The sequence below is a fragment of the Bartonella sp. MU37NMGALS genome, from assembly GCF_042194015.1.
Lineage (GTDB): Bacteria > Pseudomonadota > Alphaproteobacteria > Rhizobiales > Rhizobiaceae > Bartonella > Bartonella grahamii.
On sequence record NZ_JBHIML010000001.1, the window covers coordinates 297,529 to 317,671 of the forward strand.

Genomic DNA, 20,143 nt, shown 5'->3' on the forward strand with positions numbered 1-20,143 from the left:
TCTAAAATTATTTTTTAAAAATACTTTTATCTGTTGTCCGTAATATTTGACTGGTAACCGTTCCAGCTATCATTGAATCGCTCACGTTTAGAGCAGTACGTCCCATATCAATTAGCGGTTCGATAGAGATAAGTACAGCAACCAAAGTAACAGGAAGCCCCATAATTGGTAACACAATCAATGCAGCGAAAATAGCGCCTCCCCCCACACCAGCAACACCAATAGAACTCAACGTCACGACCCCAATAAGCGTAGCAATCCAAGTAGGATCAAGAGGATTAATACCCATAGACGGTGCAATCATGGTCGCAAGCATCGCTGGATAAAGACCAGCACAACCATTTTGTCCAATTGTTGCCCCAAAAGAAGCTGCAAAACTCGCAATGGATTGTGGTACACCTATCCACTGTGTTTGCGCTTCAATATTTAAAGGAATACTTGCAGCACTTGAACGACTGCTAAAAGCAAATGTTAAAACCGGTAAAACCTTTTTGAAAAAACGAAAGGGATTAACCCCAGAAATACCAAGCAATACACCATGAATTCCAAAAATTAAAATAATACCGACATAAGATGCAATGATAAAAACCAGTAAATTTAAAATATCTGCAATACGCGATGTTCCTCCTACTTTCGTCATAAGTGCAAAAATACCATAAGGCGTCAAAGCAATCACAATACGGACTAACCGCATAATCCAAGCTTGTCCCACTTGAATAAATAAAAGCGCTTTTTCTCCTTTTTCTGGCTCATCTTTCTTTAAAAGAAGAACCGCTGCACCTAAAAATGACGCAAAAATAACAACACTGATAATTGACGTACGTTTGGCTCCACTCAACTCAGCAAATGGATTTTTAGGAATCATAGACAAAATCATCTTTGGTATATTCATATCTCCAAGTTTAGAAATATGACCTTCAAGAAGAGCAGAAACATTTTGCCCTTCATGCACCAAACCATCAGTTGTTAATCCAAAAAAATTAACCACAAGCACACCAACCAATGCTGAAAGAGCCGTTGTAAAAAGCAATATTGAAATTGTTATTATACTCATCTTTCCAACAGCATAAACAGAATGTAAATGAGCAACTGCTGAAACAATAGAGATAAAAACCAGTGGCATAACAATCATTTGCAACAATAAGATATAGCCCTCACCAACAATGTTAAACCATTCAACGGATTTCAATAAAGTGCTTTCACCCTCTCCATAAACAAACTGCAAAACACTTCCAAAAATCAAGCCAAGGATAAGCCCTAGCATAACACGTAGTGAAAGACTCCATTGCATTCTCTTACTTTGAGAAACCAACAATAAAAAAATAACAAATAGAAATAAATTGACGAAAAAATTAAATGTCATTGTCTATGCTCACTTACTATTGTTATGATTGACGTCAATAATCTGCATAATTCAAAATCAATGCATGATATTTAAAATTAACATAAAGCTTACCAGGATTTTACAAAATCATTATTTTTTTAATTTATCGATTAAAAGAGAACTTTTTATCTACTAATAACTGTTTAAATAAAATAAATAAAATTATTTTCCTATTCTTTAAATTTACGCTCTCATAAAATAGTAAAAAAAGAGAAATATAAACAACATTCATTGCGTCTTAATACTGAATAATTCCAGCATATCTTATCCTATCAATATCCTTACCTCTCTCTTTTTCTATTTGAACTGAAGCGAGCTTTCCAAGAAAGGATGAATTAACAATCGAACATTCATGACTTTTCTAGAAAATACACCAACAAGCTACTTTTGCTAATTTTATGGACTGTACTCTCAACAGCTTTGACCAGCATTTCAAATATAATTATTTTATTGAAAAGACCTTTCATACATTCTTTCTTTGCTCTCAATGAAAGCTTTTTTATTTTTCGAAATTCTTTTTATAGTCATAAAAAAGACTTTGAACGCCACAATACCTATTGAATGACAAAATATTGATTTATAAAAATAATTTACTGTTTTGCATATTAAATGAGAGTCCCGAATAACGTAAGATTCTCTTATTTCAAACCTGTTTATCTTGAATCAATCAAAATCACTTGCTTGCACGTCACAAGCAGGGCTGGCGTGTAAATAAAAAATGTATAAGAAAGGAGTAGAAATACTTCTTATGAAACGTCTTAATTCAAGAGCTATCACAACATTGGAGGGCGGAGCTTGGGCAGAAAATATAAATAATATGATGGCTTTTTATAATAGTGCAGTAAAATGTTTTAATGATACCTATCTATATGCTGATCGAACAACACGTGCACGTACCGTAGATAATTTTATCACTTTAGATGTAAAAAAGATAAGTTGTAGTTATAATGTTAAGCAAGAACTAATCAGAGGAAGGGTTTTTGAATTTGAAGAGATATGTCTCACGCAAAGTTCGTATCGTCCTTTTACACGACTATGACTTTATTATAATCGTATCTTAAATGACGGAGTTGATCAGATACCACATGTATTCCCTATGGGGCAAGCAGTAGAAAATAGAGTCATAGAAATTACAAGCATAGGAGCACGAAGCTGTTTTTCTGTGTTGATAGCTAAGAATTTACCTAATCTAGATGCAATAGATACAGGCCAATGCTTTCCACAGTATTTTTATAAAAATGTTGAATCTTCTATAACTGATCATGATGAGAAACAATCCCATTTGTTTACAAATTCAATAAAGGAAAGAAAAACATCTGGTTTACAGAGGCGTGATGCCATCACTGATAAAGGATTAACGCATTTTAAGCTGCTTATCCTAGTGAGACCATAACTAAAGATGATCTATTCTATTAAGCTTACGGATTATTGCATTCAAAAGATTACCGTACTCGCTATGCTCATAATTTATGCAAAGAATTGCCTCGTATCCCCTGTGTAAAAAGCGCTGAAGATTTCAGGATATTGTGGACAACAGAGTGTGAGTTTGATCACTTGCACATAAATTATGAAAGTGTGGAGCCTTATCTTGTGACCTTTAAAAAGGATAAATCTACTGTTATTTACAACAGCAATATCATCATGAAAAACATCCCTCTTGAAGCTTATGAGTATATCGTTAATGGCAACCCCACTCTTGAATGGGTTATGGAGCGTCAATGTGTAAAGATAGATAAAAAGAGTGGCATCGTTAATGATGCCAATCGCTATGCTATTGGAACCATTGGTAACCCTGCTTATCCATTAGAGTTGTTTCAAAGGATCATACTATAAGTTTAGAAACAATGAAAATTGTTAAAAAACTACCAAAATTAGAAGTGTGAGAAACCGAATAGACTTATGAGGTTAACACACCTCATAAAGATCTCTTGTGTATTGCTTTAAAACGGCAGTCTATAACTTTAACCATCTTATTAAGTTTATTACCTACAATCTTAAAAGGATAGTTTATATGTGTTATTCTAAAGACAAGGCTTTGCACTTTTAGACACTGTTATTTGGATTGCTTTTAAAAGATTATATCATAATCTAAAATGATAGCTTTATTGTTTTCAAAAGCTCTGTTGAAAAAGAGCTATATGTATTCATTTTACTTATAGATTTTGAAGGTGTCTAAAATCCTCAAAATCTTCAAGAACCTCAAAACTAATAACCATAATGGTCTTAATAGCATTTTTTATGACTAGAACCTATCTTTTGAAATGGCTTTAAAGGATCACATGCTTATCATAAGATATATTTAATCACTCACTAAAATGATCTATTTTGTCGGTTCAATTTACTGACAGAAAAACGACAAAAGTCTATTAAAAGGGAGTTTTCTGACCTCTATAATTATCAGTCTCTCTTTAGATGTCTTTATAACAGGCAATAAAGCGCATTATCATCTTTATTATTTATGTTATGAAAATGAAAAATGATGCCACGACTATAAAAAATATAATAGCTATAGAGCATACGTGAAAAAACAGGTTTTCATAATCACAATGCAAATGAACGCGTTGGTTACAAAGAGCGCAGTGCCTATTAAAGTTGTTCAAATTAGAAACCCTTATCAACAAAATCCACAAAAATCATTAAAAACATTTAGTAAAAAACTGATACGTTATAAAGCTAAAAATACACATAATGATAGCGTTTACAAATATTATTAATGTTGTATATAAGAAAATAACGCATTCATTTAATGAATACCATAATATAGATTTAAAATATACAATAAAAAATAAGAAATTAATAATTATATAAATAATATATAATACACAATATATTTAAAATATAAAAATTTTATTGATAATAAATATGTATTGCATCATATAAATAATATATATATTAGCGGATATGTTATGAAAAATCCTTTCCATACCTTTAAAATACTGACTGTCTTTTATGTTTTTGTTAGTATATGAGTACTTTGTCGGGTGTAGCTATGCCATACAATACCCTTTTATGGAAAATGCAACGCCACTCGTAATCTACACATCATTCAATATAATTTGAAACACAATACCAACAAAAATATCACATATACCATTGATATAACCAAATTAAATGATATCAACCGTCGTAATAGCCCCGTATTCAATACCGGCCTATTTATCGAAGATAAGCAGTTAAATCACTCATGAAACGTACCGTAACATTTATTGTTTTATCTTCTCTATTGATCGTTTTGTTTGCTGTATTAATATCACTTGGATATACTAAAGTGAATGATCCCCTGTAATTTTCCTATCTGTTTTAAAAATACATCTATTGCCTTCATGATGACTGTATAACTATATCGTATAATGGTACAAAAGGTATAAGAAGCCTCAGGAGATCTGGCTACTAAAAAACGGAAGAAGAAAAATTTAAAAGCGCACTAGATATGTTTAGCTAACAAAAAAGTTTTCGTTGCCCGTCTCTGCAAAAACTGAAATTTTTTATTTTTATTCCATACTTTACTCTTGTAACAAAAGAATAACACATATTGCTATAATATAATCAAATACATGGAGTGAGAATAATAAGACATAAAGAAATATTCATATTAGCAACATAATTTCAAGAAATTACCCATTAAAAATGATTTTTGGTATATTTCCTCCTTTAAACGCAAATTATATTTTTTTATCCCTTTTAAAAGTGAAAAATATTATTTTCAAACCTATTCATAAGTGGGATGAGCCACGTGAATAAAAATGTTTTATAATAAGCTTAAGTATATCTTTTATGAGCTATCTTTAGCACAAAGGTACAGCATTAAGATTACGGAAATATCGTGATATAATTGAGTATAAAAATCACACTGCCTAAGAGATTTTTGTATTGTACCCTTTATGAGAAATGTTAAAAGCAAGGCAGGATAAGCTCTCTAGAGCAAATGAGTGAATGAGCCACCACGATGATATGCATTTTTTAAAAAGTAGGAAGTCTCTTTTCTTCAAATTTAATAGGCACATTCTAAAAATAACGGTTCTACAGATTCATTCCAAATAGAATAGTAATGAGACAAAAATTTTTCAGCATCTGTTTGTCCCATTGCAACAACCTCTTCTAAAGGATTAAGAAAACTTGTTTCATCAAAACCATTGGTATCATACTGTTTGCGATTTTTTAAGCCTTTGCGGGCAATAGCAAGAGCTTGTCGTGCTAACTCTAAAAGAATAGTTTGACGAAAAGGAGTTCTTAACCCTTCTTTAGGAACGCGTTGGCGCACATCTAAAACTTCTTCAAAACACCAATCTTTTGTCAAAGCTTCTGCCTCATTAAGTGCTTCCCTATCATAAAGAAGCCCGACCCAAAAAGCCGACAACGCACAAATGCGCTTCCAAGAACCGCAATCAGCTCCTCTCATTTCTAAAAATCTTTTTAAGCGGACTTCAGGAAATAACGTCGATAAGTGATTAATCCAATCTCCCATGTTTGGAATTGAATTTGCAACGTGTCCTTTTAATGCTCCATTCATAAACTGACGAAACGTTATATGTGTACAATCATAATAACGACCATCACGCACAACAAAATACATTGGAACATCAAGAGCCCATTCAACATAATCAGCAAAACCAAAACGCTCAGAAAATATAAAGGGAAGAACGCCTGTCCTCTGATTATCCGTATTACGCCAAATTTCAGAACGCCACGACAAAAAGCCATTTGGGCGTCCTTCTGTAAAAGGTGAACTTGCAAATAATGCTGTTGCAATGGACTGTAACTTCATGGATACTTGCATTTTTCGCCGCATATCACTTTCAGATGAAAAATCAAGATTAACCTGAACTGTTGATGTGCGATACATCATATTAAGACCATTATATCCCACTTTAGGCATATAATCAGTCATAATCTGGTAACGTGATTTAGGCATTCGTGGCGTTTCAGCTAAAGTCCACTTTGGACTAGCTCCAAGACCTAGAAAACCTATACCCAATGGTTCTGCAATTTTTTTGAGAAGAGTTAAATGCTCCATCAACTCGTGATATGTATGTCCTACTGATTTTAATGGTGCACCAGATAATTCAAATTGTCCTCCAGGTTCCAAAGAAATGGCTCCCTGATTAACTGATCCTACGAGCCCAATAATATTCTCATCATCTAAAATAGGTTTCCATCCTAAGGCACTTTGCATCCTCTCTAAAAGCACTCGGATTCCCCTCTCTCCTTCATAAGGAACAGGGTGAAAACCATCTTTATAAAACGGAAATTTTTCATGTTCTGTACCAATACGCCAATCATCTTCTGCTTTATACCCCCCTTGGAAATAGCTAACCAAGGAATCTAAGTTATAAATTTCACTTTCATCAGTTATATCAAGCGCCATAACTTATCGTATCCTATCATTGGTATCATCATCTTAAATGAATTGTTTAGAATGATTTTACAGATTTCTCAATCCATTGCCCAATCCCCCACGGTAGCATTAAGAAGAGCCAAAGCAGCAACAGCGGCAGTGTCAGCGCGTAAAATACGCGGACCTAATGATATTGGAACCACAAAAGGATGTTTTTTTAAAAAGCTCCGCTCTTCTTCACTAAAGCCACCTTCCGGTCCAATAAGAATACCAGGTGTTGTAACGTCACGCTTTTTAAAAGAAGGTAATGGATTATGCGATTTATGCTCTTCATCACAAAAGAATAAAGGCTGTGTCTCATCCCATCGTGCTAAAAGTTCTGCTAATGATAGAGCAGATACGCATTCAGGGAGAGATAAAATACCACACTGTTCAGAAGCTTCAATAACATTGGCTTCCATACGCGCCATATTGATACGCGTAACCTGCGTATGATGCGTTATAACAGGCTGCAAAACCGATACCCCCATTTCAACAGCTTTCTGCACCATATAATCCAACCGCGCGTTTTTGAGTGGAGCAAAACAATAGATAAGACTGGAATGCGTCGTTTGTAATCTTTCTTGATGGATAAGCTGAACCACAACAAATTTTTTCTTAACAATGATAAGTTTAGCAAGCCACTCACCATCCTGTCCATTAAAAAGTAAAATTTCTGCTCCTTCTTTCATACGCAAAACATGCACAAGATAAGAAGCTTGTGCCCCCTCTATCTTTATTTCTTCATTCAGAGCCAATGTCTGTCGTATAAATAATCTTTTAAGTTTATAATTTATGCGCATAAAAATTTTGCCAATGCTCACTATCGTCATCGAGAAAATAAAGAAAAATATATAGCAAAAAGAAAAAATTATATCTATAGAACTATAATATATTAAAGAATTATAGAGTTTTTTTAGCTTTATGAGATAATAATAGGAACTTATAGATCCTTAAGTGATTCTACTTTCATAAAAGTTTAAATAATGCACCATTCATCTTTGCATTCAGTCATTGATGCATCCGTGGAGGAAAAATATGTCTGCTAAAAAAGCTACAATTATTACGATTACAACCCTCTTAGCCTTTATTTTGATTACAGTGGGAATTGGTTCTGTTGGAGCAGATGGGAAGCATACAATTACCAAAGATGGCTATGGTATTTCTTCTGGGATTCAGTAAGCACTGGCCGACATCCCTCTTAAAAATTTAATGTTTTTTAGAAACTTTTCTAAGAACTTGCATCAATATTATGAATTTCTTGTATTTGAAAGATTCCATAAGAAGGATTTTTATTTCTCTCTTTAATCATTTATCTGTATCAACCACACTTATGACAGAGAGAACGATTTTTACTGCTTCATCACGAACGGATTTAAAATGAGAAAATCTTCCGATAGTGAGACCTCTGATTTAAATTTAAAAGACAATTTTAAGTTACAAAAAGATGGATTACCATTATAAGATAGAATGTTATATAGATAAAAAACAATTCTCAATCTGCGTCAATGTCTTTTGTAACCCAAAAGTTACCATGATTTTGTCCTTTAGAGCTTAGAGAAAATGTAAAAGGCCATGCAAGGCTATTAGCGAGACATTGGACATCTTTACATAAAGTTTCTGATCTATAATTTTTGCGTAGTTGTGCCTGTAATATCAATTCATTCTGCTTCCCTTGCGTAATAGCAGTTGCAACGGTTCCTTGAATGGATAAGCTCGAGTCTGCTGTACGCATTAATGACTCTGTCACCTTCATCATACCTTCTGAAAAGCTTGTCTGAATATCCCAGTGATCAAATGTTGTTGAAAAAGTATCATTAGTCATTAAAAGAAATTGTTGTTTATTTAAAAGTCTTGTTTGTAATTCGTTCAAATCATACCCTAAGAGCCGACCAGAAGACATCTTCAGTGTTAATTCACCCTGCATTTTTGTAAAAATTTCTCGCCAAGAATCAGCAAGTGTTCGTACCGTTGCAGTAAAATTCGTTTTGCTTTGTATAAATGGAATAAATCCCAAGGTTTCTAAAGTCTCCTGCATATCAATAGAAGCACCTGAAATATTTCCTCCTATACGCACTTTCTGTCCAGCTGGCGTAACTTCAATATTACTTTGCACGGATCCACCAAAAATATTCGCATGTCCAAGATCAAAAATACCATGCCCATTTCTTATTTGTATTGCAGCAGCTAAATTTGTGAGTGAAATATTTCCTATTTTAGCTTGTGGCGCAGAAAGTCGTATATCCACGCCAATACGATGAAAAATTGTCATATCAAAGAAGGAATTTTTCTTTTTACCTGAAAAAAACATTGAACCCAAGAGGCTAAGATCTAGGTTATCAAAGGCTAACGAACCCATAACATTTGGTACATAATCTTGAAAATCGAATTTTAAAGCTCCTCGCGCATTGGCTTTCCCCATCGTAAATGTAACATTGTTCATTTGAATATGCATTGGCTGCGCTAAAAAATGAGATTCCCATACAATGGGTATTTTTAATTTATATCCCCAAAACTGATTTCCACCAACCCAAGACAATGTCTGATTCCATCCCGGAGAACGCATCGATACTTTTCCGTCAAAAATATAATATTCAGATAACCGAGCCTTTCCTGTAAAAGTTATTCCCCCACGTACAGAATTGAGACTTGCCCTAATATGACTTTTTCCTCCTGCAAGAAGCAGCAATGCTTGAGAAGCATCAATTGATAACTTTGTAAATTCTCCGCGCCAACGCGCATCTGCACGTAACCGTACTTCCCGAGTCGATTCCGGCCAATCTAAAGTCGCATTTAATCCTGTTATTTTTTCTGCTAATCCTGAAAAACTATCGTGATACACAAGAACACCATTTTTAATGACAATCCGCCCAAAAGGTTGTTTTAAAAGGTGCTCTATTTCTGGATGTTCAGGATTATGTTTTAATATTTCACGCGTATTGCGTATTGCCAACCCTAATGCACCTTGTGAGCGAGAAAACCGATCAAAAAAATCTGCTATTGTTTTAACAGGCTTTTCCATAACAAATTGAGGACGCATAATCCGCGTCTCTGAAAAAGAAACATGTCCCCAAAGAAGATCGACGACAGAAAGATCAACTTCTATTGATTCAGCTTCCATTAATGGCCCAACATCATCCATTTTAGATGTTAAAGTAACACCAGAAAGAAATGCTTTAGGATAAGGAAAAAGATGTAACCGCGGTGGATCACGCAATTGCACATTGTAACCGGTCCATGCACTCAAATCCTGCGCTAAACGAATGCGAATCGCATCTGTAGAGATAAGATAAGGTAAAACGAGAATCCCCACTCCAAATAAAAAGATAATTGTAATAAAAATTCCGCTCAAAAATTTTATTATTCTGATGCGCACAATATCCCTCTATATTTATCCCCCTATAACAGATTAAAAACAAACTTAAATGATCAAAAAAAGTTTTTATAACCCTATAATTCACTATATCCACTTTGTATCTTAATTATTTTTGTTCTTTATCCAAAATTTATTCAAACAGCAATGTTGCTGCTTCTTTATAAAGCAATTATTTAAAAATCTTCAAAACTATAAATCCACAACATTATAAAACCATTCTTACTGTTCTCATATGAATATTGCTATAAAACTCTATCGTATTATTAGAAAATGCTTTACAAAAAAACAAACAGCCTTACCGAAAGGATCTCTGAATGAATAATATTATCGATGGAAAAAAACTTGCTGAAGAGATTATTGCGAAAGTTAAGGCCGAAACAACAAAGCTCCGCCATCACTATAATATACAACCTAGTATCGCTGTTATTATTGTTGGAGATGATCCCGCAAGTCAAGTATATGTCACCTCAAAAAATAAAAAAGCCGAAGAATGTGGGTTTCTTTCAATCAAACATGTCATTTCCAAAGAAACACAAGAACAAGAACTCCTTCAACTTATTGCAACATTAAATTCTGATCCAAAAATTCATGGTATTTTGGTACAGCTGCCTCTCCCTGCTCATATGAATACAAATCGCATAACACAAGCCGTTGCTTTCCAAAAAGATGTTGATGGTTTTCATTATATTAATGTAGGAAAACTCGCGGCAAATGCACTTGAAGATGCGATTATTCCCTGCACACCAGCTGGTGCCATGATGATGATCGAACAACACTGTGGGCAAGATTTATCTGGACTTGATGCTGTCGTTGTTGGACGCTCTAATATTGTTGGAAAACCTATGGCTGCCCTTTTAACAGCAGCCAATGCCACTGTGACAATTGCCCATAGTCGTACCCGTGACCTTGATGATGTTTGTCGAAGCGCTGATATTTTAGTCGCAGCTGTAGGCCGCCCACAAATGATTAAAAAAGACTGGATCAAAAATGGTGCAATTGTTATTGATGTCGGTATTAACCGCGTTGCTGCACCAGAAAAAGGTGTAGGGAAAACACGTCTTGTTGGTGATGTCGATTTTGAAAACGTAAAAGAAAAAGCTGCCGCGATCACCCCTGTTCCAGGAGGCGTTGGACCAATGACAATTGCCATGCTTATGGTTAATACACTCAAAGCCGCCGCGCGATCACACAATCTGCCTATGCCAAAATTCTAAGAATTATAACAATTCCTTGTATATGGTTTTATTGTACATGATTAAGCTTGTTTATTTTTGCATTTTTCATGTCATAAAAACAGATGCTCCTTGATCTGCACGATTAACGGATTGACGAAAAACATGAAAAAGTTCGCGTCCAAAACCGTGTTCGTTTTTTGAAAGATCAGGAGGTATGATTTTTCGTACGTTAAATTTTGCTAAATCCTCCAAAAGAGTTAATTTACCCTCATGAGCATCAAGAAAAACAATATCACCATCTTGCAAACGTGCAATGGGACCATTATCCACTGCTTCCGGTGTCACATGAATGGCAGCAGGAATTTTTCCTGACGCCCCTGACATACGCCCATCGGTTATCAATGCTACCTTTTGACCGCGATCTTGTAAAACGCCTAAAATGGTCGTTAATTTATGAAGCTCTGGCATACCATTGGCTTTTGGTCCTTGATAGCGAATGACAGCGATAAAATCTTTATCATACAACACTCCAGATTTAAAAGATTTTTGTAGTTCTTCTTGATCATTAAAAACAAAGACTGGTGCTTTAATCTGCCAATACTCTGGTTTAACAGAGGAAACTTTTATAATAGCTGTTCCCAAATCTCCCGATAAAACACGAAGACCACCGTCAGGCTGAAATGGCTTTCTCCACCCTGCTAACACCTTATGATCACCACTTTCCTTGAGAGCCGCTTCACGCACCACATGACCATCAGCAGAAAGCTTTGCTTCAATTGCATAAGCATTGAGATCTTTACCAAAAACCGTTGAAACATCTTCATGTACTAAACCTGCATCGATAAGCTCGCGAATAATAAATCCCATCCCCCCAGCAGCATAAAAATGATTGATATCCGCTAAACCATTAGGATAAATGCGCGCTAAAAGAGGCACATGGCAAGAAATTTCTGCAATATCATGCCATGTCAATTTAATACCGCAAACAGCAGCCATAGCAATCAAATGAATCGTATGATTGGTAGAACCTCCTGTTGCATTTAATCCTACAATGGCATTCACGAAAGAACGCTCATCAATGATCATACCAAGTGGACTATAATGATCACCAAGATCTGTCATTTCAAGTACACGTTTCGTAGCTTCTTTTGTTAAAGCATCACGCAACGGTGTATTCGCATTAACAAAAGAAGCTCCCGGCATATGAAGCCCCATCATCTCCAGTATCACCTGATTAGAGTTAGCGGTTCCATAAAATGTACATGTTCCTGGTCCATGATAAGAACGTGCTTCTGATGCTAGAAGTGTTTGGCGATCTATTTTATTTTCCGCGTAAAGTTGACGTATCTTCGCTTTTTCATCATTACCTTGACCACTTGTCATAGGACCAGCTGGTATAAAAATTCCTGGTAAATGACCAAATGTTAGTGCACCAATCAATAAACCTGGTACAATTTTATCACACACCCCAAGATATAATGCTGCATCAAAGACATCGTGTGATAAGCTTATAGCTGTCGCCATTGCAATTACTTCACGCGAAAAAAGGGAAAGCTCCATCCCCGCATTTCCCTGCGTAACACCATCGCACATCGCGGGAACACCACCTGCAACCTGTGCAACACCACCAACCATACGGGCCGACTCTTTAATTAAGTGAGGAAATTTTTCAAAAGGTTGATGAGCTGAAAGTAAATCGTTATATGCCGTGATAATGCCAATATTCCCAACGATATTTCCCTTCAAACGCTCTTTATCTATTGCACCACAAGCAGCAAAACCATGAGCCTGATTGGCACATCCTAAAAAACTTCGTTTGGGGCGATGAACTTGTGCTTTCGCAATACGATCTAAGTAAGTTTCTCGTGTTGATCGAGAACGTTCATAAATCCTTCGTGTAACTGTGGCAATTGTCTTGGAAAGTGCCATATTCCCCTCCCTCTTTCATTGTTGCTTCCCCTCATTCATTGAGAGAGAGTACGTTTTTATTCACCTTGTCTCTCATATTCTAATTCACTTATTTCATTATCTGCAGGCGACCAATAAACCTGCACAAGATGAGGGGAATTACGCAAAACTGCCCGAACAGGCATTTCTATTTCAGATCCATCTTGACAAGCTTTTTCAAAACAATCGCGTTTCTGAAAACCTTCGATATGGAGAATAATACAACGAGACTGCATAATAACTGGCAAAGTTAGTGAGAGTCTTGGCTCAACAGCACTCTTAGCATGAAGGGGCAAAACAAGTGCTTGTGTTCGCAGATCAAGCGCTTGCTTTAAACGATCAGCATCAGGAAAAAAAGAAGCCGTATGTCCATCACCCCCCATTCCTAAAACAACAACATCAAAGGGTTTAGGCAAAGTATTAATACGACTCGCCGCTGAAAAAGCTGAAAGTTCAGCAGTAATCGCTTTATGATAAAGCCCTACAAAACGCGCTTTTTCGGCAAAATTTTGTAACAAATGACACCGTACCATATGCTCATTTGAACGTTCATCGTGTGTAGGAACGAAACGTTCATCGACCAAAGTAATAATGATATTTTTCCAATCAATATCCGCTTTTGACAAATAATGAAAAAACAATTCTGGTGTTTTACCACCAGACACCGCTAAAACTGCTCTCTTACGCTCAAGAACAGATACACTAAGCTCTGCGGCTACTCGATCTGCTAATGCCAAGGCTAAAGTCTGAGGGGTTTCAAAATCTAAACGGTCAATATTCATTCTATACATACTTATTGCTCTAAACTAAATTGTTCCATATACGCCCATCACGTTCCATGAGAATCGCCGAAGCAGATGGCCCCCACGAACCAGCGTTATAACTGTGAAAAGGCTGTTTTATTTCTTCCCACCCCTCAATGATTGGATCAATCCAACGCCAAGCAGCCTCAACTTCATCACGGCGCATAAACAGCGTTTGATCTCCACGAATAACATCCATTAATAAACGTTCATAAGCATCAGGATTACGTTCAGAAAATGCGGAAGCAAAACTCATATCTAATGGAATGTGACGAAACCGCATACCGCCGTAACTTGGATCCTTAATCATCAACCATTGTTTTACACCCTCATCAGGTTGGAGACGAATCACAAGCCGATTAGAAAAAATTTCATCTAAATCCACATTAAAAATATTATAAGGAATAGGTTTAAAAACCACAACAACTTCAGACATTCGCGTGAACATGCGCTTACCTGTTCGTAAATAAAAAGGCGTATTAGCCCAACGCCAGTTATCAATCTTAACCTTAAGCGCTACAAATGTTTCAGTCTTACTCACTCTTCCCAGATCATCGAAATAAGACTCTACAGATATACCATTTGATAGACCAGAAAGATACTGCCCACGTACAGTATGCTGCCCTACATTATGTACATCAAGCGGTGTTAAAGAATGTAAAATTTTAAGTTTTTCATCACGTACAGCATTAGCACTGTTGGTAAATGGTATTTCCATAGCAACTAAACAAAGTAATTGTAGCATATGGTTTTGCACCATATCGCGTAGAGCACCAGTGCTTTCATAATATTCTGTACGCCCCTCTAACCCTAAAGATTCAGCAACGGTTATTTGAACATGATCAATATAGTTGGAGTTCCATAGCGGTTCATAAAGTGTATTAACAAACCGCAATGCCATTAAATTTTGAACAGTTTCCTTCCCAAGATAATGATCAATACGAAAGATCTGCTCTTCATTAAAGGCGCTTGCAAATGCATCATTAAGTGAAACAGCTGTTTTTACATCGCGACCAATTGGTTTTTCAATGATAATCCGTGTTTGTGGTGTCACCAAATCATTTTTTCCCAACTTCATCGCAATATCAGCAAAAAGTGACGAACTAACAGCCAAATAAAAAGCTCGAATATTCGCTGAACCTTGTGACAGAAGGAGAGCTAAATCCTCCCACCCTCGATTTGAGGAAACATCAACAGAAACGTAAGTTAAACGTGCAAGAAAACGATTGAGTTCTGTTGAATTGAGATCTTTTGGATGGATATGTTTTTCTAAAGAAGTGCGGACAAAATTTTGATATTCTTCATGACTTAAGGAAGTGCGGGAAGCCCCAATAATACGTGTTGGCTCACTGAATTGACCAACACACTGACAATGATACAAAGCCGGCAAAAGCTTGCGCGACGCCAAATCACCATTGCCACCAAAAACAATACAATCAAAGGAAGAAACTGGAATAATTTTACGCACCATGAACTTGTTTATTTTTCTATTCGATTATGAAATCCCATATCACTTATAAAAGCTTCCATTATTAAAGCAGACAGATACTAAATAAGCCATTAATTTTCTTCATTTCAAGCAATGTTTCCATTAAAGGCGATCCATTAAAGAAAACCAACGCATTGCTAAAAATATAAGTGGATAACGCAAAACTCCTCCCCCCGGAAAAGATGAAATCTTTAAGTCTTGGAAATAGGAAAAACGTTCATATTTTCCAGTCAACCATTCTGCGTATAATTTTCCTATGAAAGGAGCCAGCATAACGCCATGCCCTGAATAACCACCACAATAAGTCATCCTTGAGAAAAGTTGTCGAACATAGGGCATGCGCTCAACTGTGATGGCAACCGTTGCTCCCCAACAATGGCTTAAATTGATAGAATGTAATTGAGGATAAATTTCAGCAATTTGCCGTTTTATACGTTCATCTAAATTCAAAGGATGTTTATTATCATAACTTTCTACGCCACCAAATAAGAGACGATTATCAATGCTTTTGCGAAAATAGCGAACCATAAAACGGGAATCATCAACCGATTCCCCGCCTGCGAGAATTGAACTGTGCTTTGGTAATGGGTCCGTTGCTCCAATATAAGAACGAATAGAAACAATATTTTTTTCAATAAAACGCTCCAGACCAAGTTTATACCCATTTGTTGCAAGTAAAACATGCTCTGCTGTTACACTGCCTTTTTCTGTTATCACTTTCCAATGGGCTCCCTTGCGCTTTACTGTCGTTACTTGTGACTTCTCATAAAGCTTAGCACCAGCATCTTTAGCTTTTTTTGCCAATCCAACAATCAATTTTAAGGGATTTATATGGCCGGTATCCGCATCATAAATACCACCACAATAAAAAGACGATCCAAGTCGCCTAGATGTTTCTGCCCTATCCATAAAAGTAAGCGCATGATAGCCATAACGCTGCATCACCTCAATATGCCGTTGATAAGAAAGAAGCTCACGCCTTTTATGTGTCACAGAAAGCTGTCCTCCTATCAAATCACACGAACAATTAGGCATCGCGCATAAAGATAAAATATCTCTTTTAGCTTCTTCTGCTAAATCAAACAGAGCCTTACTTCGCTCAAAACCATACTTTTTTTCTAATGTTTCTACCCATTGCCGTTGCCCTGTTCCCAGCTGTCCACCATTGCGCCCTGAAGCACCATCACCAAAACGTGATGCTTCAAATAAAACAACATCTACTCCAGCCTTGACTAAATGATAAGCAGCTGACAGACCCGTAAATCCGCCTCCAATAATGACCACATCACACTGTCTGTTTTCACAAAAAGAAGGATAAGAGGGACGTTCTTTTAAAGTATCTTCATACCAAGAAATTCCTGGAGAAATTGAATTATAATCAATCATCGTCATAAAATTTAAACATTCAGCAGAAGATATTCACGCTCCCACGGACTAATTACTTCCATAAAAGTTTCAAACTCTTGTCGTTTGATTGCAGCATAAGTACTGACAAACACATCCCCTAAAATAGCACGTATTGCTGTATCTTGTTCAAACAAATTGACTGCCTCAATGAGTCCACGCGGTAACTCAATATTATCAGCGTTTACATTATTTGTCGCTGGCTCATCCGGCTCAATTTTTTGTTGCAAACCAATAAGACCACACGCTAAAGAAGCTGCAAGGGCTAAATAAGGATTCGCATCTGATGAAGGAAGTCTATTCTCAACACGCCGCGCTTGAGGAGCAGAACGGGGAACTCGAAAAGCTGTAGTACGATTATCATATCCCCATCGCAAATTAACAGGAGCCGAATTATCAGGGACAAGACGTCGATAAGAATTCACATAAGGCGCAAGCATCACAAGTACCCCTGGCATATGTTTTTGCAATCCACCAATAAAATGGCGAAAACAGATACTTTCTTCACCATTTTCCTGTGTAAAAATATTCATACCGGTTTTCTTATCAACAACCGATTGGTGAATATGCATAGCAGAACTCGGCTGCCCTTGAATGGGTTTTGCCATAAAAGTTGCATACATATTATGTTTTAGAGCTGCTTCACGAATTGTTCGTTTGAACATAAAAACTTGATCCGCTAATTCAATAGGATCACCATGACGTAAGTTAATTTCAAACTGACCTGCTCCTTCTTCATGAATGAGAGTATCAATTTCCAATCCTTGTGCCTCTGAAAATTGATAAATATCATCAATCAAATCATCAAACTCATTAACACCAGCAATGGAATACCCCTGTCCACCACCAATTGAACGCCCAGAACGACCAACCGGTGGAACTAACGGATAATCAGGATCGGGATTTTTTTGTACCAAATAAAACTCAATTTCTGGTGAAACAACAGGGCTTAAACCCATTTTTGTATAAAAATGAACCACCGTTCGCAAAACATTGCGTGGTGTGTAATCCACAATCTGACCATTTTGATACACAAGATCACAAATCACCTGTGCTGTGGGAGCATCTTCCCATGGAACAATGCTTAACGTAGAAAGATCAGGTTCAAGGCGTAAATCACCATCTGCTTTAGGATATTCAAAACCATGACCATCTTCAGGATAATCCCCTGAAATTGTTGCCATAAAAACGGCTGAAGGCAATGCCAATGATGTTTCCGATGTAAATTTTTTAGAAAGCATCATCTTGCCCCGTGGTACCCCTGCTTGATCAGGCGTAATACATTCAATATCCTCTACCTTACGGAAAGCAAGCCATTGTGAAACTTGTTCCCAATTGTGCACACCACGTAAACTTTTGAGAAAACGAGAGACAGGTTTAAAATTTTTACTTTTCGTTTGTTTACCATTTTTTACAGCCATAACATACCAACTTTAAAAAAAATCAAGTTCTATTCTTATTGTATCAGCCCCTGCATAAACGACACGAAAAAAATTTATCAACTGATATTTTTAAAGAATACTACAAGATTCATCAAGGTGAAAGAACTTTACGCTCAACAAGCTATCCTATCAAACATAGTGAAAAATTGATATTGCACACGATACATTGGTGCTAACCTTCCCCTTATATAAAATAGTGAAAAATACTCATAGTAGACATAACTTAATCCTGACTCAAATAATCATACATAAGCAAACATTGGCAAGCATCATAAAAGCGAGATATTTAATTTTCTTTTGGCCGTAGCAATGCTTAATTAAAAGAAAAGAAACTTTTCTTTTAATATGAAGCAAGTTTTGTAACTCTATTGTTATTCACATAGAAGAAAACAGCCTAGGATAGTGAGTAGCTATGCCTTTACAACTAATGCTTACAAACACTCACCACGCCGTAATATGCGTAAATGTATTTTCAGGATAAGACATACGCTCAGCATTTCCGACATGAAACTTAACCATCCCCTGCATAATAGAGCTATCAACCTTGTTCTGAGCGGATACCTATAGACTCTGCACTTATATAAATTCCCACCGCTTGACATTGCACTTCGCACACAATATTTAGAGCTGAAAATACAGTAGAGCATACCAAATCCAATAGATAGGATTTTTTGCTAATTGCGCCATGCGTGATCCAATATTTGATAGTCTCCAGCCCACTAGGAGATGTGTTATTTATATCTAAAAAGCCCCAAAAATCAGGATATGAGAACACAATAATATCAATTTCCTTTGAACTAACGTCCTTCATCGTCGATCTTCCACCGTCATAAAATCTTTTTTGTATCAGTTGCTTTCACATACTTTGACTTATGACCTAGTGATACTGTGCAGATTGAGTACACATCCCCAAAGCCTAGATTGTAATTAAGTTCGTACCACTCTGCTCTTTTATAAAATAAATAACCATAATCTTCAGATATAATACGCCTAGATTCAATAATTACCGTAAGCTTATGTAAATCATAACCCAATTGTGATAATGCCTCATAAATTTTACGAGGGTATTCGTCATTGATCGTCACGGCATAGCAGAACGCTGTGGAAGTCGGATATCCCCCGCCTAGACTGATAAAACTTTTTTGATCCTTCAATGCGTAAATATCCTTTCCAACCTTAGTTAAGGTGGATACTATTAACTCAGTCGAATTCAAATTAGAGCCCATATGCAAAGGCACCACATTAAGCCTAATCCTATTGGATTCTAGCAAAGATAATGCGGCACGTAACTCCGCCGCAGTCATATCAAAACGCGATCTATCCCCGTTTGCCAGTACATAGCACAATCTCAATGAGATTTTAGGCAATATGTCAAAATGGCGGGCAAGAGCGATGATGTCATGTAATTCGATAATATTATCACACTGGACATTTATATGTTTTCTAATAGATAATTCTATCTCTTCTCGAAGTTTTACAGGGATATTAAAAAATATATCTCTACCTTTAAAACCATCTTTTTGCGCTAATGATATTTCATAACCAGACGCAAATTCCAAGTCCCAGCAACATAACAATGATGCCCCGCACGTCCATTAAAACACCTTGCTTTTTCTCGCTCTAGGCATTCATAGCCCGACCACGTAAAACAGGATACCAATTACAATATCAGACCATAAGGCTGCAAGAGAAAGTTCTTTTATATTTTTATCTTTATATTGCCTCTTAAACAAGCTCGCCTGTTCATAT

Annotated in this window: 13 protein-coding genes and 1 pseudogene; 3 read left to right on the top strand and 11 right to left on the bottom strand. The window is 36.3% G+C overall.

Features of this window, described 5'->3' with window-relative positions; translation table 11 throughout:
- Positions 1–7 precede the first annotated feature (7 nt).
- The gene (locus ACFIJP_RS01215) at positions 8–1,363 is read right to left on the bottom strand and encodes an L-cystine transporter (RefSeq protein ID WP_375625157.1); all 1,356 of its coding nucleotides are present in this window, start codon (positions 1,361–1,363) and stop codon (positions 8–10) included.
- An 820-nt stretch (positions 1,364–2,183) separates the two neighbouring features.
- Between ACFIJP_RS01215 and ACFIJP_RS01220 the strand changes: the two are divergent.
- Positions 2,184–3,267 (top strand): annotated as a pseudogene (locus ACFIJP_RS01220) (type ISP restriction/modification enzyme); the annotation flags it as partial.
- Between the two features lie 2,108 nt (positions 3,268–5,375).
- Here ACFIJP_RS01220 and ACFIJP_RS01225 read toward each other — a convergent pair.
- Both ACFIJP_RS01225 and ACFIJP_RS01230 read right to left on the bottom strand, forming a co-directional pair.
- A complete protein-coding gene (locus ACFIJP_RS01225; protein WP_375625158.1) occupies positions 5,376–6,749 on the bottom strand; it encodes a glutamate--cysteine ligase in 1,374 nt (457 codons plus the stop codon).
- 68 nt (positions 6,750–6,817) lie between these two features.
- Positions 6,818–7,561, bottom strand: a complete 744-nt coding sequence (locus ACFIJP_RS01230) for a 16S rRNA (uracil(1498)-N(3))-methyltransferase (protein ID WP_375625159.1) — start codon at positions 7,559–7,561, stop codon at positions 6,818–6,820.
- Positions 7,562–7,796: 235 nt separating this feature from the next.
- Between ACFIJP_RS01230 and ACFIJP_RS01235 the strand changes: the two genes are divergently transcribed.
- On the top strand, positions 7,797–7,940 hold the full coding sequence (locus tag ACFIJP_RS01235; protein WP_012754785.1) for a hypothetical protein: 144 nt from the start codon (positions 7,797–7,799) through the stop codon (positions 7,938–7,940).
- Between the two features lie 313 nt (positions 7,941–8,253).
- On the opposite strand, the gene ACFIJP_RS01240 is transcribed toward ACFIJP_RS01235, so the two are convergent.
- A complete protein-coding gene (locus ACFIJP_RS01240) occupies positions 8,254–10,134 on the bottom strand; it encodes an AsmA family protein (protein ID WP_375625160.1) in 1,881 nt (626 codons plus the stop codon).
- Positions 10,135–10,448: 314 nt separating this feature from the next.
- Between ACFIJP_RS01240 and folD the strand changes: the two genes are divergently transcribed.
- Positions 10,449–11,348, top strand: coding sequence for a bifunctional methylenetetrahydrofolate dehydrogenase/methenyltetrahydrofolate cyclohydrolase FolD (folD, locus tag ACFIJP_RS01245; protein ID WP_375625161.1), 900 nt, complete (start codon positions 10,449–10,451; stop codon positions 11,346–11,348).
- A 66-nt stretch (positions 11,349–11,414) separates the two neighbouring features.
- Here the strand turns inward: folD and edd are convergent, their stop codons facing one another.
- The 7 genes from edd to ACFIJP_RS01280 form a co-directional block, all read right to left on the bottom strand.
- Positions 11,415–13,238 (bottom strand): phosphogluconate dehydratase, encoded by a 1,824-nt coding sequence (gene edd, locus ACFIJP_RS01250; protein ID WP_375625162.1) that lies wholly within the window; start codon positions 13,236–13,238, stop codon positions 11,415–11,417.
- A gap of 56 nt (positions 13,239–13,294) precedes the next feature.
- Entirely contained in the window at positions 13,295–14,047 is a 753-nt protein-coding gene (gene pgl / locus ACFIJP_RS01255; RefSeq protein WP_375625163.1) for a 6-phosphogluconolactonase, read from the bottom strand.
- A gap of 10 nt (positions 14,048–14,057) precedes the next feature.
- On the bottom strand, positions 14,058–15,530 hold the full coding sequence (gene zwf / locus ACFIJP_RS01260; protein WP_375625164.1) for a glucose-6-phosphate dehydrogenase: 1,473 nt from the start codon (positions 15,528–15,530) through the stop codon (positions 14,058–14,060).
- A gap of 120 nt (positions 15,531–15,650) precedes the next feature.
- Complete coding sequence (locus tag ACFIJP_RS01265; protein ID WP_375625193.1) at positions 15,651–16,934, bottom strand: NAD(P)/FAD-dependent oxidoreductase; 1,284 nt, start codon at positions 16,932–16,934, stop codon at positions 15,651–15,653.
- An 11-nt stretch (positions 16,935–16,945) separates the two neighbouring features.
- Positions 16,946–18,373, bottom strand: coding sequence for a glutamine synthetase family protein (locus ACFIJP_RS01270; RefSeq protein ID WP_375625165.1), 1,428 nt, complete (start codon positions 18,371–18,373; stop codon positions 16,946–16,948).
- Between the two features lie 559 nt (positions 18,374–18,932).
- The gene (locus tag ACFIJP_RS01275; protein WP_375625166.1) at positions 18,933–19,205 is read right to left on the bottom strand and encodes a hypothetical protein; all 273 of its coding nucleotides are present in this window, start codon (positions 19,203–19,205) and stop codon (positions 18,933–18,935) included.
- A gap of 16 nt (positions 19,206–19,221) precedes the next feature.
- Positions 19,222–19,953: a hypothetical protein gene (locus ACFIJP_RS01280; protein WP_375625167.1), complete on the bottom strand. Its 732-nt coding sequence runs from the start codon at positions 19,951–19,953 to the stop codon at positions 19,222–19,224.
- Positions 19,954–20,143 lie beyond the last annotated feature (190 nt).